At 41.0% G+C, this 23,154-nt stretch carries 24 protein-coding genes and 1 tRNA gene; 8 read left to right on the forward strand and 17 right to left on the reverse strand.

Going from position 1 to position 23,154, the window contains the following annotated elements; translation table 11 throughout:
- Window positions 1-108 precede the first annotated feature (108 nt).
- The 3 genes from ACPUEN_RS17425 to ACPUEN_RS17435 all read right to left on the reverse strand — a co-directional run bounded on the left by ACPUEN_RS17425 (window position 109) and on the right by ACPUEN_RS17435 (window position 7,112).
- Complete coding sequence (locus ACPUEN_RS17425; protein WP_425637212.1) at window positions 109-3,042, reverse strand: prolyl oligopeptidase family serine peptidase; 2,934 nt, start codon at window positions 3,040-3,042, stop codon at window positions 109-111.
- Window positions 3,043-3,261: 219 nt separating this feature from the next.
- Window positions 3,262-4,965 carry an amidohydrolase gene (locus ACPUEN_RS17430; protein WP_425637214.1) on the reverse strand — a complete coding sequence of 568 codons (1,704 nt, stop codon included), beginning with the start codon at window positions 4,963-4,965 and terminating at the stop codon, window positions 3,262-3,264.
- Window positions 4,966-5,027: 62 nt separating this feature from the next.
- Window positions 5,028-7,112, reverse strand: coding sequence for a T9SS type A sorting domain-containing protein (locus ACPUEN_RS17435; protein ID WP_425637216.1), 2,085 nt, complete (start codon window positions 7,110-7,112; stop codon window positions 5,028-5,030).
- A gap of 93 nt (window positions 7,113-7,205) precedes the next feature.
- On the opposite strand from ACPUEN_RS17435, the gene ACPUEN_RS17440 reads away from it, so the two are divergent.
- Complete coding sequence (locus ACPUEN_RS17440) at window positions 7,206-8,501, forward strand: UDP-N-acetylmuramoyl-tripeptide--D-alanyl-D-alanine ligase (RefSeq protein WP_425637217.1); 1,296 nt, start codon at window positions 7,206-7,208, stop codon at window positions 8,499-8,501.
- Here the strand turns inward: ACPUEN_RS17440 and ACPUEN_RS17445 are convergent.
- Both ACPUEN_RS17445 and ACPUEN_RS17450 read right to left on the reverse strand, forming a co-directional pair.
- Window positions 8,494-8,913 (reverse strand): PIN domain-containing protein, encoded by a 420-nt coding sequence (locus tag ACPUEN_RS17445; RefSeq protein WP_425637219.1) that lies wholly within the window; start codon window positions 8,911-8,913, stop codon window positions 8,494-8,496. The two genes, ACPUEN_RS17440 and ACPUEN_RS17445, sit on opposite strands and share 8 nt — an antisense overlap.
- Window positions 8,903-9,208 carry a DUF6364 family protein gene (locus ACPUEN_RS17450; protein WP_425637220.1) on the reverse strand — a complete coding sequence of 102 codons (306 nt, stop codon included), beginning with the start codon at window positions 9,206-9,208 and terminating at the stop codon, window positions 8,903-8,905. Before ACPUEN_RS17450 ends, ACPUEN_RS17445 begins: the two co-directional genes overlap by 11 nt.
- Window positions 9,209-9,339: 131 nt before the next feature.
- On the opposite strand from ACPUEN_RS17450, the gene ACPUEN_RS17455 reads away from it, so the two are divergent.
- A complete protein-coding gene (locus ACPUEN_RS17455; RefSeq protein WP_425637221.1) occupies window positions 9,340-10,017 on the forward strand; it encodes a DUF2461 domain-containing protein in 678 nt (225 codons plus the stop codon).
- Window positions 10,018-10,076: 59 nt separating this feature from the next.
- Here ACPUEN_RS17455 and ACPUEN_RS17460 read toward each other — a convergent pair whose 3' ends face one another.
- The 7 genes from ACPUEN_RS17460 to ACPUEN_RS17490 all read right to left on the reverse strand — a co-directional run bounded on the left by ACPUEN_RS17460 (window position 10,077) and on the right by ACPUEN_RS17490 (window position 13,359).
- The gene (locus ACPUEN_RS17460) at window positions 10,077-10,907 is read right to left on the reverse strand and encodes a Cof-type HAD-IIB family hydrolase (RefSeq protein ID WP_425637223.1); all 831 of its coding nucleotides are present in this window, start codon (window positions 10,905-10,907) and stop codon (window positions 10,077-10,079) included.
- Window positions 10,907-11,179, reverse strand: coding sequence for a hypothetical protein (locus tag ACPUEN_RS17465; protein WP_425637225.1), 273 nt, complete (start codon window positions 11,177-11,179; stop codon window positions 10,907-10,909). Before ACPUEN_RS17465 ends, ACPUEN_RS17460 begins: the two co-directional genes overlap by 1 nt.
- 15 nt (window positions 11,180-11,194) lie before the next feature.
- Window positions 11,195-11,617, reverse strand: coding sequence for a hypothetical protein (locus ACPUEN_RS17470; RefSeq protein ID WP_425637227.1), 423 nt, complete (start codon window positions 11,615-11,617; stop codon window positions 11,195-11,197).
- 44 nt (window positions 11,618-11,661) lie between these two features.
- Window positions 11,662-12,081: a hypothetical protein gene (locus ACPUEN_RS17475; RefSeq protein ID WP_425637228.1), complete on the reverse strand. Its 420-nt coding sequence runs from the start codon at window positions 12,079-12,081 to the stop codon at window positions 11,662-11,664.
- A gap of 136 nt (window positions 12,082-12,217) precedes the next feature.
- Window positions 12,218-12,291 (reverse strand) — tRNA-Ala (locus ACPUEN_RS17480).
- A 138-nt stretch (window positions 12,292-12,429) separates the two neighbouring features.
- A complete protein-coding gene (recR, locus tag ACPUEN_RS17485; protein ID WP_425637229.1) occupies window positions 12,430-13,050 on the reverse strand; it encodes a recombination mediator RecR in 621 nt (206 codons plus the stop codon).
- Between the two features lie 15 nt (window positions 13,051-13,065).
- The gene (locus ACPUEN_RS17490; protein WP_425637230.1) at window positions 13,066-13,359 is read right to left on the reverse strand and encodes an ATP-dependent Clp protease adaptor ClpS; all 294 of its coding nucleotides are present in this window, start codon (window positions 13,357-13,359) and stop codon (window positions 13,066-13,068) included.
- A 53-nt stretch (window positions 13,360-13,412) separates the two neighbouring features.
- Here ACPUEN_RS17490 and ACPUEN_RS17495 point away from each other — a divergent pair, with 53 nt between their 5' ends.
- Window positions 13,413-14,855, forward strand: coding sequence for a sodium:solute symporter (locus ACPUEN_RS17495; RefSeq protein WP_425637232.1), 1,443 nt, complete (start codon window positions 13,413-13,415; stop codon window positions 14,853-14,855).
- A gap of 193 nt (window positions 14,856-15,048) precedes the next feature.
- Here ACPUEN_RS17495 and tnpA read toward each other — a convergent pair whose 3' ends face one another.
- From tnpA to ACPUEN_RS17510, 3 genes are all read right to left on the reverse strand, one after another.
- Window positions 15,049-15,510: an IS200/IS605 family transposase gene (tnpA, locus tag ACPUEN_RS17500; protein WP_425637233.1), complete on the reverse strand. Its 462-nt coding sequence runs from the start codon at window positions 15,508-15,510 to the stop codon at window positions 15,049-15,051.
- Window positions 15,511-15,925: 415 nt separating this feature from the next.
- Window positions 15,926-16,264: an MGMT family protein gene (locus ACPUEN_RS17505; RefSeq protein WP_425637234.1), complete on the reverse strand. Its 339-nt coding sequence runs from the start codon at window positions 16,262-16,264 to the stop codon at window positions 15,926-15,928.
- Window positions 16,245-17,138, reverse strand: coding sequence for a mechanosensitive ion channel family protein (locus ACPUEN_RS17510; protein ID WP_425637236.1), 894 nt, complete (start codon window positions 17,136-17,138; stop codon window positions 16,245-16,247). The genes ACPUEN_RS17505 and ACPUEN_RS17510 overlap by 20 nt, the downstream gene beginning before the upstream one ends.
- A 59-nt stretch (window positions 17,139-17,197) precedes the next feature.
- On the opposite strand from ACPUEN_RS17510, the gene ACPUEN_RS17515 reads away from it, so the two are divergent.
- From ACPUEN_RS17515 to ACPUEN_RS17525, 3 genes are read left to right on the forward strand one after another with little or no spacing between them, the layout of a single operon-like run.
- Window positions 17,198-17,875, forward strand: a complete 678-nt coding sequence (locus tag ACPUEN_RS17515; RefSeq protein ID WP_425637237.1) for an SDR family NAD(P)-dependent oxidoreductase — start codon at window positions 17,198-17,200, stop codon at window positions 17,873-17,875.
- Between the two features lie 16 nt (window positions 17,876-17,891).
- Window positions 17,892-18,344 (forward strand): nuclear transport factor 2 family protein, encoded by a 453-nt coding sequence (locus ACPUEN_RS17520; RefSeq protein ID WP_425637239.1) that lies wholly within the window; start codon window positions 17,892-17,894, stop codon window positions 18,342-18,344.
- 6 nt (window positions 18,345-18,350) lie between these two features.
- On the forward strand, window positions 18,351-18,806 hold the full coding sequence (locus ACPUEN_RS17525; protein WP_425637240.1) for a hypothetical protein: 456 nt from the start codon (window positions 18,351-18,353) through the stop codon (window positions 18,804-18,806).
- Between the two features lie 6 nt (window positions 18,807-18,812).
- Here the strand turns inward: ACPUEN_RS17525 and ACPUEN_RS17530 are convergent, their stop codons facing one another.
- Entirely contained in the window at window positions 18,813-19,235 is a 423-nt protein-coding gene (locus tag ACPUEN_RS17530; RefSeq protein WP_111611366.1) for an META domain-containing protein, read from the reverse strand.
- Window positions 19,236-19,433: 198 nt separating this feature from the next.
- A complete protein-coding gene (locus ACPUEN_RS17535; RefSeq protein ID WP_425637242.1) occupies window positions 19,434-19,556 on the reverse strand; it encodes a hypothetical protein in 123 nt (40 codons plus the stop codon).
- Between the two features lie 209 nt (window positions 19,557-19,765).
- Between ACPUEN_RS17535 and thrA the strand changes: the two genes are divergently transcribed.
- Together thrA and ACPUEN_RS17545 are read left to right on the forward strand one after the other, a co-directional pair.
- Complete coding sequence (gene thrA, locus ACPUEN_RS17540; protein WP_425637243.1) at window positions 19,766-22,216, forward strand: bifunctional aspartate kinase/homoserine dehydrogenase I; 2,451 nt, start codon at window positions 19,766-19,768, stop codon at window positions 22,214-22,216.
- Window positions 22,216-23,151 carry a homoserine kinase gene (locus tag ACPUEN_RS17545; RefSeq protein WP_425637244.1) on the forward strand — a complete coding sequence of 312 codons (936 nt, stop codon included), beginning with the start codon at window positions 22,216-22,218 and terminating at the stop codon, window positions 23,149-23,151. The genes thrA and ACPUEN_RS17545 overlap by 1 nt, the downstream gene beginning before the upstream one ends.
- Window positions 23,152-23,154 lie beyond the last annotated feature (3 nt).

Raw genomic sequence — 23,154 nt, forward strand, 5'->3', positions numbered from 1 at the left:
AAACGATTCCCCAACCTTTTGATGATAAGAGGAAGCTTTTCCATGAAAGCAAGTAGTCACGCAAAAGCAGTTAAATAAAAAAAGGAGCCTTTTACAGCTCCTTTTGTATTAAAATGCTCTTTCTTCTAGATGTTCATCCAGATCAATCTTGTCAATTCCTTTTGACATCCATTCAGGAGCTTTTTCTCCTTTTAAATGATGATCAAAGAACTCCATCATTCGCACCGAGTAATCCTTTCTGTTTTCCAGTTTACCCAGACCGTGATTTTCTCCTTTGTATTGAACCAATATCACTGGCTTTTTCAATCTTCTCAAAGCTGAATAATACTCAATTCCTTGCGTGAAGTCCACTGCTCCGTCCTTGTCATTATGAAGCATTAAAAGTGGAGTGGTTACATTTTTCACATGATAGACTGGGCTGTTTCTCTCATATGCTTCCCAGTTTTCCCAAGGCCCTCCGGTAAATCGACCTTGTGAAGCTTCGAATATCGACATGTTTCCTCCTCCTGAATTCCAGTAGATCAAATCATACATAGAAATCATATTCGTCAATGGAGCTCCTGCAGCCGCTGCTTTGAACATATCGGTCTGAGTGATCAGGAATGAGGTTTGATATCCACCCCAAGAATGGCCATGTATTCCTATGTTATTCTCGTCGATTACACCTGTTTCAATCGCAGCTTTTACGCCAGGGATTACGCACCACACGGCTGACATTCCCGGATCATCCATGGTATAGACGATATCCGGAATAAATACTGCAAAACCATTACTCGTGTAAACGTTCGGGTTCCAGCCAGTTCCGCTAAAGCCAGGATTTGTCCAGTTGTGACGAGTTTGGGAGAGCTTTTCATAGTAGTAAACTACTGTAGGATATTTCTCTCCTTCCACATAATTGGCAGGAAGGAAAAGCGCGCCCTGAAGTGAGTCTCCTTTATCTGAAACATAATCAACCAATCTAGTGCCAGCAGACCAAGCATATTTATCTGCTTTAGGTGCATTTTCAGTCACTTTTGTTGGCGATGAAAGAGATGCATCTGCTGTGAAAATTTGAGTTGGTGTATTGAATGTTTCTTTACTAAAGAAATACACATCCGCATTTTCTGCTTTTCTCAAAGAGCCAATACTTGCATCCTCCCAAATCAAGGATTCTGCACCTGGTTCCAGTCCTTTTTTCGAAGCGTTAATTTTGGCAATTCCACTTTTCTTAGTCCATTCACCGTAGGTTCTTATGTAAAGCGGCTTGCTGAGATTGATACCTTTTTCATCCGGATCCAAAGAAAACCTGTATTGATACCTGATCTTTTCCTTTCTGCCGTTTTGAGTTAAATTAACTGCTTCACCCTTTGCCGTCACTGGTACTTGCCAGATGTCCCAACCGTCATTCAATAGCACGTATTGGCTGTCACTACTCCAACCTAGAGAACCCTCCAACGGCTTTTTCACATTGTGGTCGTCATCTTCATTCACGAAAGAAACGGGTAAACCAGCAGTCAGATTAGTTTCCTCGCCTGAGGCGATATCGTAGCTGTAATAATTCCCATCGTATCCATAAATCAGCTTCGTTCCATCTGTGGATCCACGAGGGTAGGAAGTATACCCTGGAAGGTAGAAGTTGGTGAAAAGTGTTTTTTTCTCACCGGTCATTAGGTCTACAATATAAAAATCCTGGTAATTCTGTCCATCAAGATTGCTTTGAAGTTCATAGGTCTGATTGTCAGATCCTACCGCATATTTCTCCTTATCCAAAATACTTAGACTGCGCATGCTGCTATCCTGAAGCTGGATATGTTTGCCGGTGGCCACATTGTACATCGCATAGAAACTGTAGTTTTTATCCTGGTTTTCCAGCACTTGCTGACGGGATTGAAGTCGGCTGTCATTCCAATGCCAAATGGTCATATCTGGTTTGTCTGCATCGTTGTCTTTGGGACTTACTTTTCCAGAATCCAGTTTCGAAAGTGCTTTTTTCAGATCAGCAATGGAATTCATAGATGTATCAGCCATGATTTTCTTCATAGCTTCAGCCTCCGCAATTTTCACAGAATCCTGATCTAATTCTTTCTTTACCTCTTCTTTTTTAGCTAAAACTAATGGATGAATTCCGTAGAAAAGTCTGGTTAAATCTTCCGACCACATCGGACGGCGATTTGGGCTGATGGTATATTCTTTAGAAAATCCAGTGGAATCTTTCGCTGGATCATAAACGGTCACTTGAGGACTGCTGAGGTTTTTTACGCCAACCAATTTGCCATGGTCTTGCTTATACTTTTTGTCTTTGACCATTTTCAAAGCCGCAAATGCATCTCCTTTTTCTGTCCAATTGAGGGATTTGTAAGATGCTTTGTCAGAATCCAGCACGCTAGTACTATTATTGGACATGTTCAGGAGGTAAATACCATTACCAGATTCATTCGCAGCATCGACTGTGTAGGCTAGGTAGTTTCCGCTTTTGTTGAAAGAGAACTCAGCTACATTTCCCAGGTTTTGCGCTTTTTTGGTGTTGAGGTGATAGATCAATAAATCGGAACCTTTGGCATCTCCACCACCGTCCTTGGTAAGATTTAGCGCGAGGTGGGTAGAAGCATCCCTGTTGAAAGAAAAGTTACTCACGTTTTCGAAGGTCTTTTTGTCTTCCTTATCGCTTGATCCTAATTTCATTAGTGTAACCTTGTCATGAAGCGGTTTTCCCTTTGACTTTTTATTGGCTTCTTTTTCCTTGAAAGTTGGATATTCTTTGAATGCTATCCACTTGCTATCCTCACTAAATTGAATGGAAGGGTAGGAGGTAAATCCTATTTTAAAAGTCTGAGTGGAATCGGGGTCACTCACATATTGAAGGATTACTTCCCCATCCGCTTCAAGAGCAGTCATCCCATAGGCAACCCATTTGCCATCGGGAGAGATTTGGAAAGTGCCTGTGTTCATGGATTTCCAAGTGGGAATATCCTTCCAAGAAATGGGCTTTGGAGCTTCATCTTGAGCATTTGCCAGGTGAAATACCAAGCAAAAAAGCCAGAAAAATGTAAAGAGTTTTTTCATAGTGAATTCTGTTTAGGAGTGTAAAATAAGTTTTTTTGATAGAACGAGGGTGTTAAATTGATAGATCATTAATAATGCGTGATGAAAAAGTAGATTATTGGGTTTTGAGAAAACAAAAAGTCCCAAACCTTCCGGTCTGAGACTTTCTGAAAATTGCAAACTGAATAGTTGGAAAGTCGTTTTTCTTTAACCGACAACTTACAACCGACAACCGACAACCTACTTTTTATACACCACTTTTCCCCCCACTACAGTCATAGCTACTTTGGTATTCAAAATTTCATCTTCCGGAACTTCCATGATGTTCTTATCAAAAACCGTGAAATCAGCTGCTTTTCCGACTTCTATCGACCCTTTGAAATCTTCTTCAAACTCGGCAAAGGCACCGTCCAGCGTATAGGATTTTAATGCTTCGGCACGTGTCATTTTCTGATCTCCTTCATATCCACCTTCTGGCATTCCTTCTAAAGTTTTACGAGTTACGGAAGCATAAAAAGATGGAATAGGATCAACAGGCTCCACAGGTGCATCTGTTCCGTTGGTTACTACAGCTCCAGTTTGCATCAGCTTTTGCCAAACATAAGCGCCGTCTATGATGCGTTTTTCACCTAATCTATCGATAGCCCAAGGACGATCTGAACTAAGGTGAATGGCTTGCATAGCAGCGATCACGCCCATTTCGCCAAACCTTGGAATGTCATCTGGATGGATATGTTGAGCATGCTCGATGCGGAATCTCAGTTTTTTGGAATCTGGATGGTTTGCAAAAGCAGCTTCGTAGCGATCAAGAATTTCCTGATTAGCACGATCTCCGATGGCATGTGAACAAACTTGGAAGCCAGCAGGAATTGCTTTCTCTGAAACTTCAGATACCACTTCCATTGGCAAGGTCTCATGACCGCGATGATCGGGTCTGTCTGAATAGTCTTCCAACAACCATGCACCACGATTTCCCAATGCCCCGTCACAGTTCAATTTGATCGAACGTACAGTAAGCATGTGATCTGCACTATCGATCATTGGCCCTTTTTTGTACCACTCTTCCAAAAGTGCAGGTTGAGTACCTGTTAGCATCACATATTGACGGACAGTGAGTTTGCCTTCATTTTTGAATTTTTGGATCAGATCAATCACGTTTTGACCACTGCCAGCATCGTGAAAACTGGTAATTCCTTTTTCATTCAATTCTTTCAAAGCTAAAGTCAATGCTTCTTCCGCTCTTTCAGGGGTCTCCGCCGGGATCAATCTAGCGACTAGCCCTGAAGCTCTTTCGGAAAGTATTCCAGTTGGGTTTCCTAACTCATCGAGAATGATTTCTCCACCTTCTACTTCTCCTGGTCGCTCACCTTTCAGATTGCTGATCCCTGCCAGTTCAAGGGCTTTACCATTTGCGAAAGCGGCGTGACCACTCGCGTGTCTCAAAAACACGGGATTGTCTGGGGAAACCTCATTGAGTTTATCGTTGGTCTGGAAGCCTTTCACCAGTTTCTCAGGCTTCTCAATCCATTTGTCCTGATGCCAGCCTCTACCGGTGATCCAATCTCCGGGTTTTGCTTTGGCAACAGCTTCTGCTACTTTCTCTACCAGTTCGTCATAGGTTTTGACATACATAAGGTCGAGTTCGAGTTTGTTGTAGCCGATTCCCATCAAGTGAGCATGGGATTCGATGATGCCAGGAGTCATGGTTTCGCCATTTAAATCGATGACCTCGGTGTTTTCTGCTTTGTGTTTTTCGATTTCTTCTGCTGTGCCTACGGCCAAAATCATCCCGTCCTTTACCGCCACAGCTTCGGCCGTCGGCTGGGCTTCATTTACTGTATAAATGATACCATTGGTGAAAATCAGATCGGCGGGATCGGCCTTTTCTGTTGAGCAGGAAATGAGGAATATCCCCAAGATTACGAATAAGTAGATGTTTTTCATGGATTTATATTTCAGCCTGAAATCTACTTCATTTCAAACAATCCAAAAAGCCAGTCCTGTAATTAGCGCATCCAGATTTTGCGGGTTTCCTTGAATTTACCTTCTGATTCAAGGATTAAGATATATAGTCCAGGAGTTAAAAATCCTGCTTGTATCTCTACTTCTCTATTAGCAGGGAAAGCTAGGTCGCTCAATAATTCCTGTCCAATTGAATTGATCAAAGTACCAGTTGAGGTTTTGTTCGTCAGAACTTTGATCGGTCCATCATTTGGGTTGGGATAGACTTTGATTTGGTATTTGTCTTCGTTAGGATTGGATTCCTTAGTAGAGCTTAAATAAATCAAACCACCAGCTCGAGTTCCCAAAATCAAATCTGTAGCGCCACTAAAAGCTTCCGTAACTGTGCTGATCCAAGTATTCCTACCCAAACGGGTTGGGAGGTTTTGATTCCCGATTTGGACTAAAACTTCCGAAATGGTAGCGGACCGCATAAAGTCTTCGATTTTGCTAATTACCCCATTTTGATCCACAGCATATAGATCAGGATTGGTTTTTTGCACCACGGCAACACTTAAATTTCTATTGGCAGGATTGTCAGTAAACCCTAAAAAGTCTGATTCTAAGAGTGTTGCTGTAAAATTGGAGAAATCAACCCCATACAAGTCCAGACTCCCGTTTTGCGAAGCTACTAGCATCATGTCTTCTTTTTCATAAGCGAAAAACTGAAGATAATCTCCCCGCTGGGGCTGATAGCCAGTGATGGTGATTGGTTGATAATCAGATTCCTCCAACTCATAAAGTAGCTGAGTTGGGACGTTTCCTTGTCTGGATATTCCTGTGATCAGCTGATGGTGTTTGCCTGCTTTATCATTATATAGAAGTTTTTGAGCATCAATAAGTTTTAAGTTTTCAAGTGATTCATTATAAACGTCTACATAATTGAATGCTCCATCTTCTAGAAAAAGCATGGATTCTGCGGCAATTACTTCTCCGTTTTTAAATTTATTTGAGATGATGAATAAGCTCCCATTTGACTTATTTCCAATGTGGAAAGGCTTCGCATTTTCTCCCAAGTCGATCATTTGATTTTGTAGGAACTCAAAGTCGGCATTCCCCCGCGTATCAATTCTCACGATAGAATTGGCGAAATCTATCCCATAATTGGAGGAGGCTTCACTTGTGTTTAAGGATACAAGAAGTTCCTCATCGATCAGTTGGCCAATATGGTAAACTGGGAATTCCGGAAAGGCTCCGTAGCCTGGAAGAGAATTTGAAAAGTTGGTGAAAATCGGTTCGATAGTAGTCCCTGAATTGGGAAGAAAATAGAGGATATCGCATTCATCACGACCTAAAACCAAGTCTTCAATTCCATCTCCATTAAAATCCTGATACAAAATAGAATGCCCGCCAGCATGCTCGATTCGTTTGTCTTCTTCTTCTGAGGTCGTTTTTGCCAAAGGCGCTCCTGAGCAAGTACTTCCAAAAGATAGGTCTCCGCAACCGCAAAATTCAAAGCTTCCCCAATGGCTTACTCCGAAAGCAAAACCGTCGATATCCGCTATCCCTCTTCGCTCTACACTGGTGTTTTTGTAAAACTCCATGTAGTCGCCTCCTGCGAAATTGAAAATCACTAAGTCCAAATCCCCGTCTCCATCCAAATCTTGAATCAGTGGAGTGTCGAGGTTGTTGGTCTGAATATTCCCGGAACTGTCTAGTTTCAGGAAATTTTGAGCGATTTCCCAAGAAATTTGATCTCCTGTTGAGGTGTTTTTATAGCCTTTGATTCCTAAGGCCGTGGAAGTGAACAAATCCTTTTTGCCATCCCCATCAAAATCCGCCAAGACGAGAAAACCATTGATGTCGTTAGGGAAGGCATAAGTTAATTCTGGCTGATGGATGAAATTTTCCCCTTCTTTTTTGAAGACCAAAAGCTGACGGGAATTGATATCCCAAGTCACCCATTCTTCATTGCCATCGTTAGTCAAATCGATCGTTTCAATTTGCGCAGCATTGATCCCTCCGGTAAATGGAGTGGGAAGGATAGTGTTGGCAAATGTGACTTGAGGGGTCTGATCTAAGCGAAAAATTTCTTGTGCATTCAGCTGAAAGCTGCTGATGAGAAAAGTGAAAATCCAGAATTTGCGCATGGAATGGTGATAGCTAAGACAAATTAATACGGTTGTCCCCCTCCAAAGATGTGAATGATTCCTTTATTTTGGGAATTAATTCTTTCGAAAACGATGAATCTCTCCATTTTATATACTCTCTTCAAAAAATCAACAGGCGTAAGCACTGACACTCGGAAAATCGAAAAAGGCAATCTCTTTTTTGCATTGAAAGGACCAAACTTCGATGCGAATGCTTTTGCGCCAAAAGCGTTGGAAATGGGCGCTTCAGTAGTCGTTATTGATGATATAACCCATTTTGTTGAGGACGATGAGCGCTATTTTTTGGCGGAAGATTGTCTGAAGATGCTTCAAGATTTGGCAAATCATCATCGAAAGCAATTGGATATTCCGATTATTGGGCTGACTGGTTCAAATGGCAAAACAACCTCCAAGGAATTGATGAAGGCTGTTTTGAGTAAGAAATTCAAAACTGCAGCAACAGTAGGGAATCTTAATAACCACATTGGGGTGCCACTGACTTTGCTCTCAATTACTGAAGCGCACGAAATCGCGATCGTGGAAATGGGAGCGAATAAGCAGGGCGATATTGAAGAGCTTTGTTTGATCGCCGAGCCGACTCATGGCGTGATCACCAATATCGGGAAAGCGCATTTGGAAGGCATGGGAGGGCCGGAAGGTGTTCTTAAAACTAAGACTGAGCTATTCCAGTTTTTGAGAGAAAATCACGGAAAGGTTTTTATCAATTCTCAGGATCCAATCTTGTCCAATTTTTCAAAAAGATTCGAGGCACCAATTCTTTATCCTGCTAAGGGAGATTTCTGTGAGGTGAACTTTATAGATGCCAATCCTTTTGTGAAATTTTCGGTGGGAGGAGATGACTCAGTTTACTTAAGCCACTTAATCGGGGCTTATAATTTTGGAAATATTGCTACCGCTTTGACGATTGGGAAGTTTTTTGGCGTGAAAATGCAGGATGCTGTGGAGGCGATTGTAGCTTATCAGCCTTCAAATATGCGTTCTCAATTGGTAGAGAAGCGAAGTAATCTGATTATTCTGGATGCTTACAATGCGAATCCTTCAAGTATGGAGGTGGCCATTCGGACTTTCGGGACTATGACTGGCAAAAAGCATAGAATGCTGATTCTCGGGGATATGTTTGAATTGGGAGATCATGCTGAATCGGAGCATGCCAAGCTGGGAGAAATCATCAGCGAATATGAGATAGACAAGGTTTGTTTTACAGGTCAGTTGATAGTTTCAGCCTTGGCGAAGTATCCTAAGGCATTGTACTTCCCAGATCCTTTTTCGTTTAGAAACTGGCTTCAGGATAGTAACTTGGAGGATTACCTGATTCTGATCAAAGGTAGCCGTGGGATGAAGCTGGAGGGATTGGTGGATTTTATTTGAAAAGGGCTATGAGTTCTGTGGGAGTTATTACTGCAAGAGTTGATAATCGATAATCGTTGATATTCCGAGTCACAATGGCTTTAATCGCTGGGTTTTGAATAGCTACCTGATGCTGAATACCATCTTCAAAGTCTGAAAAGCCACTTTTGATTGAATTTCTTATTTCAGATTCTCCGACTGGAAGTACTTTAAAATATCCAAGTAATTTGTCAATGGAACTGTATGCACGGTTTGAGTTGAATTGTTTTTTGACCAGGTAAAAAACATTTGTAATAATAATAGAGCTGCAAAAGATTTCAATTTCTCCACTTGCAACTAATTTAAAAATACTTCTAGTATTTACAGCGAAAGGCTCTATGTCTAGCAGCGCATCTAATATGACCTCTGAGTCAATGAAAAAACTAGAGACCATGTTTTTGTTTTAAGTGCTCCCATTTTGCGCTCTCAATATCATCCTCAGACATTCCTTTTAAAATACCGAAAAAATCTTCCAGATCTTCTGGAAGAGGCTCCGTTCCGTCCAGAATTCTCTTTACGCGCTCAGGGTTTTTGGGCGATATTTTCTCTAAGACTTTTCTCTTAGGTTCAGTGATGTCAGATAGAAATTTTTCAACTAAATCAGATAGATTTTGTCCTTGCTCTTCAGCATACTTTTTTGCTTTCGCAGCAATTTTTTCGTTGATGTCAAATGTTACCTTCGTTGTCATATCCTCAGGATTATTCGATTTAATTTAAGAAGTTTCCTCGAATGTTGAAATCAATTTTCATTCAATTAAGTTTAATCTCAAGTCAGCCCCATGACGATTTTCAGATTTATATAGTTCAAAACACAAACCTAATGCGTCCATACTTACCTTTTCTAGCTGCCCTTGCCGAACATAACTCCAAAGAATGGATGGATGCCAATAAGAAATGGTATCAGGATACGAAAGCTGAATTTTTGGAAGATGTGGCAGTATTGCTGAAAGGAATTGGCGAGTGGGAACCTGAACTATTGGTGTTTAAACCCAAGGATTGTGTCTTCCGACAAAACCGGGATATCCGCTTCTCAGCGAATAAACAACCTTACAAAACCAACTTTGGGGCCTATTTCTCTCCAAAAGGCAAGAAGTCCGAAGGTCCTGGTTATTACCTTCAGGTTCAGCCCGGCAACTCGTTTTTAGCTGGTGGAATATGGATGCCTCAGGCAGAAACGCTGAAGAAAATAAGGAAAGAAATTGATTACTCAGGAGCTGAACTGGCCAAAATAGAAAACAATTCTGAGTTCAGGTCACTCTTTGGTCATATCGAAGGTGAAAAACTCAAAACCAGCCCCCGTGATTACGAGGCTGATCATGAATTTATAGAGTATTTGAGATTGAAGAGCTTTACAGTTTCGTCGAAAATCTCTGATGGAGACATTGAATCAGGTAACTTTATCAATATCACTTTAGAAGGTTTTCAGAAAATGAGACCACTGCAGGATTTTCTTTCCAAAGCAATAGAGGATGTAGAAGACGGATCGGGAATTTTGTAGATTTTAAGTAGCAAGTATCAAGTCGCTAGATTCAAATCTATAGAACCGAGGGCCTAGATTCAAGAGCCAATCTCAAATTTCAAATCTCGGATTTTCTCTAAGGTAGCAGCCACTCCATCCTCTTTGTTATTATGAGTGATTTCTTTGGCGACATCCTTCACTTCCATTCGTGCATTGTCCACCGCGACTCCCCAGCCTACGGATTGTAGGAGATCGATGTCATTATAGTTATCTCCAAAAGCGACCACGGATTCCATCCCGAAATCAAATGAATGTTCCAGGATTTTCCTCAAGCCGGTGGCTTTTGAAATAGCTTTTGGTGCAATTTCTAGGTAGGTATCACTGGATCGATACAAGTGCAAATCAAGAGAATGCTCGAAATGTAGCTCACCAAAGAGCCATGCCATCTCATTCGATTCACCCATGCACATGACTTTGTGAGCGCCAGAATTATTCTTTGTCCAAAGATCAACCACTTCGTGACTAGGAAGCCAATCACATTGAACTTTAGTATTTTTCACTTCCCGCTGAGACCAATAATCATCTTTTTCCTCGTACCATTTTTCCCCCTGATACAAGCTCACATGGATATCAGTTTTTTCGGTTAGTTTAAGAATTTTGGCTACCAAGTCCACAGGAATGGTCACGTCCTCCAATACTTCTCCACCAGCACTTAGCACATAGCCACCATTGTATGCAATCAAAGGTTGGGGGATACGATTCAAGTCATGAAGCAAATGTCGCATGGCATCAGGCATCCGTGAACTAGCCAAAATCACCGGAAAATTCTCAGGTAAATCTGCCACCACAGCTTTGAGACGAGGTGAAAGATCGCGCAATGAATTGAGGAGGGTGCCGTCAATATCAGAGCAAAAAGCTTTTATCTGCATTAATCGAAGTCGGACCAGTTTACGTCATCAGCAAAATTGGCGAAGACACCAAAGCCAATTATAGCTATAAAAATTATTACAAGGGCGAAAATTATAAGTTTCACGATCAGCTCAGCTTTTGCCCAGTTTGCCTTATCAGGATCTGTGTTTTTGTCCGTTGCCCATATGATGAGCATGATTAAGCCTATCAATGGAAGGCGTTTAATAAGAACTGCGATAATCCATTCACCAAGTGAGGTAGGCGGTTTCTTGTATTCGTTTGGTAATTCCATAAAGAATAGGTTGAGTTAAAAATCTTTCGTGTCAAACATATACTCCTGCATTGCCACATTTTCCGGATTTGTAGGGTCTGTTTGAATAAACTGTACCGTAATTTGTTGATAATCTTCAGCATTTTCAAAATCCCGTAGGTAAAGTTCAGCACATTTTCTTGCCAAAACCTCCGGTTGGTTTCCCAGAATTAATGGGTCTCCATTCTGTAATTTTAGGTAAATAGTGGAGATTGTCTCTTCATCGGAGGTGGACTTGCTGAGGTTGACATTCATCCCTTGAAAATTGCCGAGTCTCCTAATTTCATCAGATGGCATAAATCCTTCGCCCATCATCGCTTCCATGCCTTTGAACGCAAATTTTGCGATGTTTTCAGGGTTACAGGAGCAGGAACTGAAGGTTACTTGTAAAACTAGGATGATAAGTATTCGATTTCGCATGTTGATTTCCAGTTGGGAAGAATGTCATGCGAATTTAAACAATCTTAGGTAGATCTTTTTGAGAGGATTAAAATAGCCCGTTTGTCTTCGGGTTCATGAGGGTTGTTAAGGTCTGGGTAGGGAACGGCGTCGATCAATTTTACCGTAAATTCTGAAGTGGAAAATTCTGCGGGAAATCCACTGAATGACTCTTCCGTGCTGAGTTTAAGCTCATAATCTTTTCCTTCAATTGAAAGCTTACCTTCTATCAAAATCATCCCTTGCCAAATACATACACCACCTGCTGGGCAACGAGAGTCTTGAATATCTAAAAGTGTGACTGAAATATTTTTTGAACAGTTTTGTAAGGTTTCATTTATGGCTATTTCAAATTCTTTGCCTACATCAAATCCTTCGCAATCATTACTGTCATTACAAGAAAATAGTAGCGACGATGAAAGAAATAAAACTAATAGACGATGCATTGAGATTCAGTTTAAATATGTTTCAAAAGTATATTTAATACGGATTTGGCGAAGTAAGAGCTACATAAAAGTTTCAGAAGTATTGAATTGGCCTAACTTAAAAAACAAAAAGCTCCACATTCCTGTGAAGCTTTCGTGGAGAATACCGGAGTCGAACCGGTGACCTCCACACTGCCAGTGTGGCGCTCTAGCCAGCTGAGCTAATCCCCCATTAAATGATAAGTTTGCCTAGATAACCTTCCCGACTAATGTCGGGAAGCTCTAGCCTCCCGATAGCTATCGGGATGAGCTAATCCCCCGTTTTGGTTTGCAAATATAGACTTAGGTTTTTCCTACGCAAAAGAAATTTTACTCGGTAGCGTAATTAATTCGGGTCATGATACTACGGCCAAGAGTTACTTCATCAGTGAACTCTAGCTCACCACCCACAGGAATTCCCCTCGCAATTGAACTCACCTGCACACCTTTTTCTTTTAGCTTTTTCGCCAGATAAAAAGAAGTGGTGTCTCCTTCCATGGTAGCGCTGAGTGCCAAAATCACTTCTTTGATAGGCTCATTTTGTATTGCCCCTTCTACCCGAGAGAGTAAAGACTCTATTTTCAGTTCCTCAGGACCTATACCTTGAATAGGAGAAATCACTCCTCCAAGCACATGGTATTTTCCTTGAAACTGATTTGTATTCTCTATAGCCAGCACGTCACGAATATCTTCGACCACGCAAAGAAGCGAACCGTCGCGTCGATGACTTATGCAAATGCTACATTCTTCGGCATCGGAGATGTTGTGGCAGGTTTTGCAATACTGGATTTCCGTACGCATACGGGTGATGGCCAACGCCAAGGCTTCGGTGTTTGCCTCGTGCTGCTTGAGAAGGTGAAGTGCTAGTCGAAGGGCTGTTTTCTTTCCAATACCCGGGAGTCGGGAGATTTCGGTGACAGCATCTTCTATCAGTTTGGAGGGGAAATTCACTTAGGCGTAGTTGTGTTATTCTATTGCGGCTTGGATTCCGGCATCTAATATAGCTTCACACATAGGTTTTAGCTCTGTCATGCTGCCTTTTTTTACCGCACATTTCCCTCTATAATGAATGGTGATCGTGCATTGTTCCGCTTGCTCTATGTTATGTTTGCAGACTTTCATCAGAATCTTGATCACATGATCGAAGGTGTTGAACTCGTCATTGTACACGATCAGGTCGTTGGATTCAATATCTATCAAATCCTCCACCAGAACTTCTGATTCCTCAATGTATGGAAGTGGGTCGTTTGAATGATTCATTTTGCAAAATTAAGAATATTGGACAACTTAGCGAACCCACTTCAATACGATTTATGAATTCACAACTAGTTCTCCTGGTAATCTGTTGTTATTTTTTACTGTTATTTCTAATTTCTTACTTCACTTCCCGCAAAGTTTCAGCTGATACCTTCTTCACCGGAGACCGTCAATCGCCTTGGTTTTTAGTGGCTTTCGGGATGATAGGAGCCTCTCTTTCAGGAGTTACATTTATCTCAGTTCCCGGGGAAGTAGGCAATACTAACTTTTTTTACTTCCAAGTTGTTTTGGGCTATACGCTTGGATATTTCGTGATTGCTAAGGTGCTTTTGCCGCTTTATTACCGATTAAATCTCGTTTCCATCTATTCATATCTGGACGATAGATTTGGCTTTTGGTCCTATAAAACAGGGGCTTTTTTCTTTATTCTGTCCAGAACTTTAGGCTCATCGATTCGGGTTTTTCTGGTTGCAAGTGTACTTCAACTCATCCTTTTTGATTCCTTGGGAATTCCATTTTGGGTTTCGGTATTGATAACCGTTGGTTTGATATGGTTATATACTCATCGAGGAGGGATCAAGACGGTAGTTTGGACAGATACACTTCAGACATTTTTTATGCTTGCCGCTGTTGTAGTTTGTGTGATTATGGTCGGAAATGAACTGAATTTTGATGGGGTTGGTGATTACATCAAGGCTGTTTCCGATGATTCACGCTCTCAGATTTTTAACTGGGATTGGAAAGCAGGTACGAATTTCTTCAAGCAATTTATTTCAGGGGCATTTATTACCATTGTGATGACAGGTTTGGATCAGGATATGATGCAAAAGAACCTGACTTGTAAGAACATTGGCGAGGCGCAAAAAAATATGTTCTGGTTTACGATCATTCTTGTATTCGTAAATCTCCTTTTTCTCTCATTAGGAGTATTATTATACCTGTATTCAGAGACTCAAGGTATACAGATTCCTTTAAAAACTGACGAGCTTTTCCCACTCCTTGCTACAGAGTATTTCTCTCCATTTGCCGGAATAATTTTCGTTTTGGGAATCACGGCTGCGGCCTATTCAAGTGCTGATTCTACATTGACAGCGTTGACGACATCATTTTGTATAGATTTCTTAGAGATAGAAAAAAGATACCCTGCGGAAAAAAGAGTCTCAGTGCGTAAGAAAGTCCATATAGTATTCACTTTTATCATGTTCTTGGTCATTATGGCTTTTCATGTAATCAATAACCAAAGTGTGATTAATTCTGTATTTGTGATTGCAGGATATACCTATGGTCCATTGCTTGGTCTGTATTCCTTTGGGCTTTTCACCAAATGGAAGGTGAAAGATAAGTTTGTGCCTTACCTCGCAGTCTTTGCACCGGTTCTGACTTTTGCGATAGCTTCCAATTCCGAGAAATTATTCTGGGGCTACAAATTCGGCTTCGAAGCTCTGATTTTGAATGGACTGATTATGTTTGTTGGGTTGTATTTATTGAGGAGGAAGTGATTTTTCACTAGACGTTCCTACGGAACGATAATGGAAATTCTACAATCTATTTGCTACCAACCAGACATTCCTACGGAATGAATAAATGACTCTTCAAGGATTTTTTGCGATTGTCCCAGCGGGACATTTGGTTGGTAGCAAAAGACAAGTATTTTCGAGGGAGCGTTCCATCGGAACGCCTGGTGAATTTCATTTATATCAAATCATGAAAAATGTATTTTTCATCCCATTCCAATTCAAAAGCATCTAGGATTGACTTATACTCTTCAATGAATGATTTTTTGGAATGATGCTCTTCTTGATTCTGGATGTATTTAATGACTTGAGGGAGTTGGCTTTTTGCATAGGAGAATGCTCCAAATCCATCTTGCCACTGGAATTTTGATGCGCTTAATTTATTGACATTCACCCATTTTGAACTCTCTGTTTTTGTGTTTTGAATTAAAGAAGATAGAGATTGGTCAGGTCTTAATCCTATCAAAATATGGATATGGTCAGGCATGCTTTCAATCTGTAAAACCTTATGTTTATTGCCCTGAATAATTCCTGTCAGGTATTGGTGAAGACGTTCTTTCCAGCTTGAGTGAATTTGTGCCTTTCTGAATTTGACCGCAAATATTAGATGAATGTGGATTTGAGTGTAAGTATTTGGCATGATCAAAAAGGTAAAAAGTATCGTTCACTTTAATTTTTAAAAAAGGCATTACCAAACGTTCCTATGGAACGACTTAACCTAAATCAACCCATTGTTCTACCAACCCGACGTTCCTACGGAACGATCTGGTAAAATCTCATTTTATCTACCACTTACCACTTCCTAAGGGAGGACATCTCTAGATTTTGCACCGTTGATCTACCAGACATTCGCAGGTACGGAACTATCAAAATTACCACATGGGACTGGATCTCACTGATCATATATTCTATTAAATAATATAGTGAGCTTCTCAAAATTAAGATTGAATGTCCCAGCGGGATATTTGGTCGGTAGCAAAATAATAGGTTTCTACGAGAAGCGTTCCGCAGGAACGCCTGTTGATTATTTTAATAAAATTATAAACGTCTATTAATCACAAGGCCAACTCCAACTCAGGATTCCAAAAAACCTTTTCGAAATTCTGGACTTTGTCTTTCACGACTTTTACCCCTTCTTTTTCCAGCAATTCCTGCATTTTGGTGGGCGTTTCGAAATGTCCTTTTCCGGTAAGCAACCCTTGACTATTCACCACGCGATGCGCAGGAACATCTGACATGGTGTGCGCCGCATTCATGGCATATCCGACCATTCTGGCACCACTTTTAATTCCCAAGTAATGGGCAATTGCCCCGTAATTGGTGACTCTGCCACTAGGAATGAGACGGACTACCTGATAAACGAGATCGAAATAATTAGGCTTTTCGGTTTTCATTTGACCAGTTGATTAAGGCTTGGTTTACAGTTTTCTTGACGTTTTTCTCGATGATTTTCTCCCCGGATTTGATTGGGAATTGGAAGCGAACGATGATGCTTTCTGGTTTTCTCTCGATTATTGTTAATTGAGCGCCATCTATAAACACGTGATCAGAAAATTCTCGCAATGAATGACTTAACGCACTTTCAAGATCATTCAATAAGATCGCAGAATAGAAAGGGATTTCTGAATCCAGGATGACCTGATGTGAATTATTTTTGGAGTAATTTACTACTTCAGAGGTAAGGGCGAGCGTGTTTGGGATAATGATAATTTCGCCAGTCTCAGTTTTCAGTTCCATATTGATCAGCGTAATATCTCTGATAAATCCCATGCTTTTTCCGATCAAAATCTTATCTCCAATCTCCAATTGATCTGAAAACATCATGATCAAACCGTTTACGATATTGGTAATGTAATCCTTCGTGAGCAGTGCAATTGCTGCAGCCACGATTGTGATGCTTGTCAAAAATTCTAGTGGGCGGACTCCAAAAGCGAGCATCATCGTGATCAAAATGATCATAATGTTTAGCAAAGTGGAGAGACGGTCTATACCGATTACAAAGTTGGGCTGTACTCTGGATTCCTCCGTTCTTTTGAGGTAAAACTGTAGTGTGATAATTCTCGCAAGAGAAATAATCAAGTTTCCGCTAAGTAAGAATATTGCAGCTCTAATCAGATTTGAAGCGATAATATGCGTATCGAAGAAGGGGCTAAACCAGCTATTTGATTCAAAAGCTGTGATCAAAACCACAAGTAGGAGGAACTTTAAAAAGAAATTTCTTCTTCGTATGTTTTCCTGATTCTTTATTATGCTTTTGAGTTGATTCATGACGTTTTTGAAAAATTAAGGCTAATTTTAACAAATATCAGAAAGAATTTTGGAGTAGTATGAGCAGAAATATTATTATCACAGGAGCAGGAGGAAATTTAGGTTCGGCAGTAGTTGAGAAGTTTAAGCGTGAAGGCTATCATATCATTGCGCTTCTCCATCCCGGAAAAAACGAGGAGGTAGAAGAATCTGATGATGCCTACGAGGTGGACGTAACTGATGAAAAAGCAGTTGCTGAATTTATCAAAGAGTATAATATGCAGTATGGCGATGTAGATGCCTTAGCTTTTCTAGTTGGGGGCTACTCCTCTGGTGGATTATCTGCTACAAGTCAGGCTGAATTGGAGAAAATGTTTTCGCTTAATTTCTTTTCAGCTTTTCATTTAGTGAAGGGCTTTTTGCCAATCATGAAGTCGCAGGGCAAAGGTACTTTTCTTTTTGTGGGTGCTAGACCGGCGCTACAAATGGAGGACGCTGGTGGATCTTTGGCATATGCCTTAAGTAAAAAGTTGGTGATTTCTTTAGCTGAAATAGTTGGTGAGGAGACTAAAAATACGCCAATTAGATCGCATGTTTTCGTGCCAAGCATCATTGATACACCGCCTAATCGTGAGTCAATGCCTGACGCCGATTTTAGTAAATGGGTGCGGGCGGACGAGATTGCAGAGGCAATGCATTACGCTGTAAATACACATTCTTTGAGAAATATGACATTCAAACTTTACGGTGAAGTTTAAGTTAAAACTAGTGAAAATGAAAAATCTACTATTCGTTCTATTCTCCCTTATTTTGGCATTTCCTGCTTTTTCGCAGACAGATGAAGCTGATGTAAAGGAAGTGATTCAGACACTTTTTGATGGGATGAGAGCAAAAAATACTGAGCAGATTGCTTCGGTTTTTTCAGAAAATGCCATCATGCAGACTATAGAAACAACGGGTGATACCGGCACAGTAAAAGCTGGTTCAGTGGCTGATTTTGTGAAAGGAATTGGAAGTCTTCCTGCGGAAATGAAGCTTGACGAACGAATCACTGACTACCAAATCAACATTGACGGGCCTATGGCTACAGCTTGGACTCCTTATGAGTTTTATGCCAATGACAAATTCAGCCATTGCGGCGTGAATTCATTTCAATTAGTCAAAATGGCCTCAGGCTGGAAAATAGTTTACATCATCGATACTCGCCGAAAAGACGGCTGCTCTTGATATTTTATGAATACGTTTAAAGAAAAAATTTACCAAACTGCGATTGTGCAGGTGAAAGAGAAAATCAACTTATTGAAAGCCGAGCGAAAAGCGATCAATGATGGGATTTTGGAAGATACTAAAAGTAGTGCAGGAGATAAGTTTGAGACAGGACGGGAAACAATGTCCCGTGATCTGATGACTGTAGAAAATCAGTTGAAGCAAGCAAATTTTGAATTTGACGAGCTGTGCAGACTGCAGGCGATCAAAGAGCCTTCTCCTTCCGTTCAGGAGGGTAGCTTGGTCCAGTTGGGTAACGACAAATACCTGATTTCAATTAGCCTCGGACAAATCGCTGTGGACGATCAGAAGCTTTTTATGCTCAGTAAAAACTCACCCCTTGGCGAAATTTTGGTTGGGCGCAAAAAAAATGAGCAGGTAGAATTCCGCGGCAAAAATCTCACGATCACAGAATTGCTATAAATTAACCTAGTCTTTTTTAGGGACAAAACTCATCAACTCGGTGGCTCCATCAAGTAAGATGAGTTTGTCTTTACTGATATTCAGTTCTTTTACCTTAGTCAAAGCTGAAATAAAGACCTTTTCCCCATTGCCGGGACACATTTTTTTGGTTATTGCCCCAGGGTCCAAGAGAAGTCCAGTGCCTTCCAGCATGAAGTTTCCCGAGAAGTTATTGCAACCTGTGAACCCTGCAAGGTTTCCGTCATCAAGAAAGCTCAAGGAAGGAACTCCTCCAGCAAATTGACTCATGTCCAGTCCGCTGCCCATTAATGATGAAAGTGCCCAGCTATTGCTTTTTAGGCTATTGAGGGGATTTATTGCTTTGGTCCCTGCGCAGCTCATAAAAAGCAGGAAGATAAGTCCAAATGAGTAAGTTTTGGCAGTGCGCATTTTTCCTTGGATTTAGTGGTATTCTAAAATAAGCAAAATGAGTCCAAATTCAATTTTGTATTTAAATCACTTTGGCGATGATTATATTAGAATCTCAGTTTTTCTTAGAATTCTTGCCTTATTACTAATGGAATTTCCTTTTTTTTCAAAAAACTACAATGGATTGTTTGGCTAATAGAAATTTTGGCAGTAAGATTGTCACATCAATTGTCCAGTTATGGTATTTGCAGCAAAAACCTCTTTAGACCTAAATCTACTTCCAGCCATGGAAGCGAGCGCCTGCACCACTTTTTCTATGACGACATGGATGGGTACCACCATTACGGGTTGATCCCGTCTATATATTTTAAGTATCCGCCCCCGAGGCCTTAATTGGCTAATTTTAATTTCCCAAGTAATTAATTCCAGTAGTAAAATTTATGAAATCGAGCATGGCCGAAGGTTCAAATAAAGGTATGATTACCAACTATGCGAGACTCCAAAGCCTGTCCCGAATAATCGGGATGACTAATAAAAACCAGTTATAAGACATGAAAATCATCAAGTTTGGTGGCTCATCCGTAGCGAATCCAGAAAATATACAGCGAGTTTTTTCAATCATTCAGGACAAACTGAAGGAAGATGAAGTAGCAATAGTTTTTTCTGCTTTTGGTGGAGTCACAGAGAGTTTACTGAAAATTGCACAGTTGGCGAGAGAAGGAGATGAAGCATATCGCGAGGTCCTTCAAATGCTGGAAGAAAAGCACCTGACTATTGTGCGTCAACTGATAGCAGTGCAAAGTCAATCCACTGTGATGACTTTTGTGAAAGTGAGATTCAAAGAGTTAGAGGACCTTTTCCATGGAATATACCTCATCAAAGAAAATTCTGTTCGCACACTTGATTATGTAGCAAGTTTTGGAGAAAGACTAGCGGCATTTATCCTTGCGGAGTCCATGCAGGGACATGGATTTAAAACGCAGTTTCTTGATGCAAGGGAAGTTATCCGCACCAATGACAGATTTGGCCAGGCAAAAGTAGATTTTGAATTCACTAACTCTGCCATCAAAAATTACTTTTCGAAGCATGACGGGATCAAAGTAATCACTGGTTTTATTGCATCTACTGCAAAAGGAGAAACTACTACGCTAGGTAGATCGGGGTCTGACTATACTGCGGCTATTTTTGCTGCGGCTTTGGATGCTGAGAATTTGGAGATTTGGACAGATGTTTCTGGAGTTTTGACTTCTGATCCAAAGTTGGTTTATACAGCATTCACCATTCCTCAGCTGAGTTACAATGAGGCTATGGAACTTTCGCATTTCGGGGCCAAAGTAATTTTCCCAGCGACTATGCAGCCTGCGATGCGTAAGAGCATCCCGATTTACATTAAAAACACATTTGAGCCAGAAAATCCGGGCACGCTCATCAATGGAGAAGTAAGTCCAGGCGCACTGATCAAAGGAATAAGCTCTATTCCAAATGTGTCTATTGTAACTGTTCAGGGAGCTGGAATGCTTGACTCTGTGGTGGGTACAAGTCGTGTTTTCAAAGCTTTGGCAGAGGCAAAAGTTAATATTTTGTTGATTTCACAAGCTTCCTCTGAACATAGCATTTGTCTTGCCATCAAAACCCAAGAGTCCTATTTGGCAAAAGAAGCTGTAGAAAAAGAGTTCTTCTATGAAATTAAGTCAGGAGAAATGGACGAGGTAATCTTGTTACATGATTTGGCTACGGTGGCTGTCGTTGGAGAAAATATGAAGCATAACCCAGGTGCTTCAGGCCGGATGTTCCGCGCTCTGGGTAGAAATAATATTAACGTGGGCGCAATAGCACAAGGAAGTTCGGAGCTGAACATTTCAGCAGTAATTCCTCAGCCTGATTTGCAAAAGGCATTGAATGCACTTCACGAGGCATTTTTCCTTTCTGAGAATAAGGTGCTACACGTATTCTTAGTTGGTACGGGCTTGATCGGACAGGCATTGATCAAAATGATTACTACTCAGCAGCAAAAACTTCGCGGAGATAATGAATTAGATATTCAGGTGCATGGACTGGCTAATAGTAGGTATATGGCTTTCCATGAGGATGGTTTTGATCTCAGCAATCCATACCAATTGAGTGAGTCTGATGAAAAAACTGACCTTAGCAAATTTATCCAAACCATGGAGGAGATGAATTTCTCCAATACCGTATTTGTGGATTGTACTGCAAGTCAGGATGTGGCTGAGCTTTATTCTCAGGTTTTGGAAGCAAAAGTTGCTATCGTCACGCCTAACAAAAAGGCTAATTCTGGCTCAATGGAGCAGTACAAAAACTTAAAAAGAATTGCCAAAAAACGCGGGGTGAAATTCCTGTATGAAACCAACGTGGCAGCAGGACTTCCTGTCATCAATACGCTACAAGATTTGATGTTGAGTGGAGATAAAGTGATCCGTATCGAAGCGGTGCTTTCAGGCTCCATGAATTATATTTTCTCAGAACTTGAAAAAGGTGATCCTTTCTCAGAAGTGGTGAAAAAAGCGAAAGAATTAGGTTACACTGAGCCAGATCCTAGAGACGATTTGAGCGGAATGGATGTGGCGAGAAAGATCTTGATTTTGGGTCGTGAAGCTGAACAACATCTAGAATTTGATTCTATTGATATTCAAAGTATGGTTCCGGAAGACTGTCAGAATTTAGGTACGGTTCCTGAGTTTTTTGAAGTTTTGAAAACGCATGATAAAGACTTTGCTGAAATGCTAAAAACTGCGGAAGCCAAAGGAGAAAAACTTCGTTTCATGGCAACATTGGAGAATGGAAAAGCCAAAGTAGGCTTGAATTCACTTCCAGTTTCACATCCATTTAGTGGATTAGGAGGTTCGGATAACATGATTTTGTTGACTACAGATCGATATAAAGATAGACCAATGATCATCCGAGGTCCGGGAGCTGGAGCGGACGTGACTGCTGCAGGAGTATTTGCAGATGTGATTCGTATCGGTAACTACACTAGAGAATAATGCGCTCGGTCAAAGCATTTGCACCTGCTACTGTCGCGAATGTGTCCTGCGGATTTGATATCCTCGGGTTCGCGATAGATGCGATGGGGGATACTGTAGAGTTGGTTCTGAAAGATGAGCCGGGATTGGTTGTTGTTTCTATAGATGGAGATGACGGGAAGCTTCCACTTGAAGCTGAGAAAAATACTTGCGCAGTGGCTATTCAAGCCATGTTGGATGAATTGGATTCCAAAGTCGGGATGAATATATACCTGACCAAAGGATTGCCTTTAGGCTCGGGAATGGGTTCAAGTGCCGCAAGTGCTGTTGCTGCTTTAGCTGCTGCAAACAGACTTTTGGGCGATCCATTTGAGAAAAAAGATTTATTGCCTTTTGCGATCGCTGCAGAAAAAGTTGCCTGTGGAGCTGGACATGCAGATAATGTTGCGCCTAGTTTATTGGGCGGTTTTGTGCTTGTCAGAGACTACCATCCATTGGATGTGATTAAACTACCGGTGCCTCAAGGTTTGTATTGCACCCTATTGCACCCTCATTATGTGTTGAATACGGCAGATTCCAGATCTGTACTTAGAGATCAGATTCCCATGAAGCATGCGACTATTCAATCTGGAAATGTGGCTGGGTTAATAGCGGGATTATATGAAAGTGATTTTGAGTTGATCTCCAGATCCCTTCGAGATGTGATTGCTGAGCCATATCGCGCGGTTTTGCTTCCAGGGTTTTACGAAGTGAGAGAAGCTTTGAAATCAGCTGGAGCATTGGGGATGGGAATTTCCGGTTCGGGACCTACGCTATTCGCACTTTCCAAAGGAAAGGAAACCGCACAGGCAGTAGGGAAAGCAGGCAAAGAAATATTTTCAAAAATTGGACTTGACGTTGATGTGTATTTCTCTGAAATCAACACCCGAGGCGCATACGTCATCGAAGAAAAATAAGTT

This window comes from Algoriphagus yeomjeoni (assembly GCF_049821175.1).
Classification (GTDB): domain Bacteria; phylum Bacteroidota; class Bacteroidia; order Cytophagales; family Cyclobacteriaceae; genus Algoriphagus; species Algoriphagus yeomjeoni_A.

Excerpts from the sequence above, each read along its gene's own strand:
- ACPUEN_RS17545 (WP_425637244.1), top strand. The coding sequence starts at position 22,216 with ATGCGCTCGGTCAAAGCATTTGCACCTGCTACTGTCGCGAATGTGTCC.
- ACPUEN_RS17440 (WP_425637217.1), top strand. The coding sequence starts at position 7,206 with ATGAATCTCTCCATTTTATATACTCTCTTCAAAAAATCAACAGGCGTA.
- ACPUEN_RS17535 (WP_425637242.1), bottom strand. The coding sequence starts at position 19,556 with ATGGTGGTACCCATCCATGTCGTCATAGAAAAAGTGGTGCAGGCGCTC.
- ACPUEN_RS17430 (WP_425637214.1), bottom strand. The coding sequence starts at position 4,965 with ATGAAAAACATCTACTTATTCGTAATCTTGGGGATATTCCTCATTTCC.
- ACPUEN_RS17520 (WP_425637239.1), top strand. The coding sequence starts at position 17,892 with ATGAAAAATCTACTATTCGTTCTATTCTCCCTTATTTTGGCATTTCCT.
- ACPUEN_RS17460 (WP_425637223.1), bottom strand. The coding sequence starts at position 10,907 with ATGCAGATAAAAGCTTTTTGCTCTGATATTGACGGCACCCTCCTCAAT.
- ACPUEN_RS17495 (WP_425637232.1), top strand. The coding sequence starts at position 13,413 with ATGAATTCACAACTAGTTCTCCTGGTAATCTGTTGTTATTTTTTACTG.
- ACPUEN_RS17470 (WP_425637227.1), bottom strand. The coding sequence starts at position 11,617 with ATGCGAAATCGAATACTTATCATCCTAGTTTTACAAGTAACCTTCAGT.
- ACPUEN_RS17525 (WP_425637240.1), top strand. The coding sequence starts at position 18,351 with ATGAATACGTTTAAAGAAAAAATTTACCAAACTGCGATTGTGCAGGTG.
- tnpA (WP_425637233.1), bottom strand. The coding sequence starts at position 15,510 with ATGCCAAATACTTACACTCAAATCCACATTCATCTAATATTTGCGGTC.
- ACPUEN_RS17505 (WP_425637234.1), bottom strand. The coding sequence starts at position 16,264 with ATGAAAACCGAAAAGCCTAATTATTTCGATCTCGTTTATCAGGTAGTC.
- ACPUEN_RS17450 (WP_425637220.1), bottom strand. The coding sequence starts at position 9,208 with ATGACAACGAAGGTAACATTTGACATCAACGAAAAAATTGCTGCGAAA.
- ACPUEN_RS17515 (WP_425637237.1), top strand. The coding sequence starts at position 17,198 with ATGAGCAGAAATATTATTATCACAGGAGCAGGAGGAAATTTAGGTTCG.
- ACPUEN_RS17425 (WP_425637212.1), bottom strand. The coding sequence starts at position 3,042 with ATGAAAAAACTCTTTACATTTTTCTGGCTTTTTTGCTTGGTATTTCAC.
- ACPUEN_RS17445 (WP_425637219.1), bottom strand. The coding sequence starts at position 8,913 with ATGGTCTCTAGTTTTTTCATTGACTCAGAGGTCATATTAGATGCGCTG.
- ACPUEN_RS17455 (WP_425637221.1), top strand. The coding sequence starts at position 9,340 with ATGCGTCCATACTTACCTTTTCTAGCTGCCCTTGCCGAACATAACTCC.
- ACPUEN_RS17490 (WP_425637230.1), bottom strand. The coding sequence starts at position 13,359 with ATGAATCATTCAAACGACCCACTTCCATACATTGAGGAATCAGAAGTT.
- ACPUEN_RS17465 (WP_425637225.1), bottom strand. The coding sequence starts at position 11,179 with ATGGAATTACCAAACGAATACAAGAAACCGCCTACCTCACTTGGTGAA.
- ACPUEN_RS17475 (WP_425637228.1), bottom strand. The coding sequence starts at position 12,081 with ATGCATCGTCTATTAGTTTTATTTCTTTCATCGTCGCTACTATTTTCT.
- ACPUEN_RS17510 (WP_425637236.1), bottom strand. The coding sequence starts at position 17,138 with ATGAATCAACTCAAAAGCATAATAAAGAATCAGGAAAACATACGAAGA.
- ACPUEN_RS17435 (WP_425637216.1), bottom strand. The coding sequence starts at position 7,112 with ATGCGCAAATTCTGGATTTTCACTTTTCTCATCAGCAGCTTTCAGCTG.
- thrA (WP_425637243.1), top strand. The coding sequence starts at position 19,766 with ATGAAAATCATCAAGTTTGGTGGCTCATCCGTAGCGAATCCAGAAAAT.
- ACPUEN_RS17530 (WP_111611366.1), bottom strand. The coding sequence starts at position 19,235 with ATGCGCACTGCCAAAACTTACTCATTTGGACTTATCTTCCTGCTTTTT.